The 2,244-nt window shown below is 55.8% G+C and carries 1 protein-coding gene; it reads left to right on the top strand.

The genetic code is table 11. From position 1 onward, the window contains the following. A partial coding sequence (locus tag Q0510_RS18805; protein WP_298715271.1) for a SusC/RagA family TonB-linked outer membrane protein occupies window positions 1-2,244 on the top strand: 2,244 nt, incomplete at both ends.

Below are 2,244 nucleotides of genomic sequence, written 5' to 3'. Positions count from 1 at the left end.
AATTCCATTTCAAGCCCCACCAAAGAAGTGGAACTGGCCGACCCCGTCACCTACATGGAGCTCGCCAACGAAGCCGTGACCACCCGCAACCCCAACGCCCTCAAACTTTACTCCCAGGAAAAAATCGCCAATACCAGGGCGGGATTGCACCCCGTGCTTTATCCGGCGACAGACTGGAAGCAGATGCTGCTGAAAGACCGCGTAGTGAACCACCGCGCCAACCTCAACGTTTCCGGCGGCGGCAAAGTGGCGCGGTATTACGTGGCGGCTACTTTCAATAACAATATCAACCTCAAAACCTACGGCCTCCGGTCCAACGTCAACATCAACCTGACCAAGACCACCGAAGCCCTGGTGCGGCTGAACACCACCTGGTCCGATTACACCGGGCCCATCAAGGGTGGCGCCGACGTATACCGCCAGATCATGCGCACCAATCCGGTGTTGTATCCCGCTTTCTATCAGCCGGACGCGCAGCATATGACCACTGAGCATATTATGTTCGGCAACTACGACGCAGGCCAGTTCAGCAATCCTTATGCGGATATGATGAAAGGCTACCGCGATTACACCAACGCCATGACCCTCGCGCAGTTCGAGATCAAGCAGGACCTGAGTTTCATCGCGAAAGGACTGAAGCTGAGCGGTATGTACAATACCACGCGGTACAATTATTACACGGTTTCCCGCAACTATAATCCCTTCTTCTATACTGTAGGCAGTTACGACAAGCAATCCGGCGATTACACGCTGGCGGCGCTCAATCCGGAAGCCGGCACCGAGTATCTTGGCTATTCGGAGGGAGATAAGGATGTTTCCTCCGAAAACTATTTCCAGGGGATTCTCAGTTACGAGCACCACTTCAATTCCCGCAATACGCTGAACGGGATGCTGGTGTATACCATGCTGAACAAGCTGCAGGCTAACGCAGGCACGCTGCAGAACTCGCTGCCACACCGTAATATGGGGCTGGCGGGGCGTTTCACGTATGCGCTGGCCGAGAAGTACTTTGTGGAAGCCAACTTCGGGTATAACGGATCGGAGCGGTTTTACAAAAGCCACCGCTTCGGGTTCTTCCCGAGCATCGGCGGCGCGTGGTACGTTTCCCGCGAGCCTTTCTGGGAGCCTTTCTCCAAAACCGTGTCCAATCTCAAGCTGCGCGGTACTTACGGATTGGTGGGGAACGATGCGATCGGCAGTTCCAGCGAACGTTTCTTCTTTTTGTCGGAAGTGAACATGAATAGTGCGCCGCATAGTTACCTTTTCGGTTCGGAGTTTACCAATACGATTACCGGTATCGCGGAAACGCGTTACGAGAACCGCAACATCAGCTGGGAAACGGCGAAGAAACTCAACCTCAGCGCGGAAATCGGCCTGTTCGGGTTCATCAATATCATCGCCGACGTTTACCGCGAAAGCCGTTCCGGCATTCTCATGACACGTTCGCATATACCCAACACGATGGGGCTGCTGACATTACCGAAAGCGAACGTAGGCGCGGCTACCAGCAAAGGTTTCGACCTGTCCCTGGAAATGAATAAGCAATTCTCCAGGCAATTCTACCTGTCCGGCCGCGCCAATTTCACATATGCCACGAGCGAATTCACGACCTATGAAGAGCCGGATTACCGGCATGCTCCCTGGAAGTCCCGCATCGGGCATTCCCTGGGGCAGTCGTGGGGATATGTGGCCGAGCGCTTGTTTGTGGACGACAAAGAGGTGCTGAACTCGCCCTTCCAGCCGGGCCAGGTGATGGGCGGCGATATCAAGTACAAGGATATCAATGGTGACGGGAAGATCGACGCCCTCGACCAGGTGCCCATCGGTTTCCCGACAACGCCTGAAATCGTGTACGGCTTCGGGCTGTCGGCCGGTTACCGCAACTTCGACCTGTCGTGCTTCTTCCAGGGGCTGGCGCGGGAATCGTTCTGGATAGACGCGAGCGCCACGGCTCCGTTCATCGGCGCGGAAGGCAGTTCCAACCAGCTGCTGAAAGTATATGCCGATGATCACTGGTCGGAAGAGAACCGCAACATCCGCGCGCTCTGGCCCCGCCTGTCGCACACCGCCAATACGAACAACAGCGCGCGCAGCACCTGGTTCATGCGCGACGGTTCCTTCCTTCGCCTGAAGCAACTCGAACTGGGATACAGCGTTCCCGCGGCATTCATGAAGCGCGCCGGCATCGAAAAGCTGCGCGTCTACGCCAACGGCTCCAATCTATTCAGCTTCAGCAAATTCAAG

Source organism: uncultured Chitinophaga sp. (assembly GCF_937874145.1).
In the GTDB taxonomy this organism is placed as follows: domain Bacteria; phylum Bacteroidota; class Bacteroidia; order Chitinophagales; family Chitinophagaceae; genus Chitinophaga.
The sequence above is the reverse complement of the archived record's forward strand: the minus strand, read 5'-3'. Positions and strand labels throughout refer to the sequence as shown.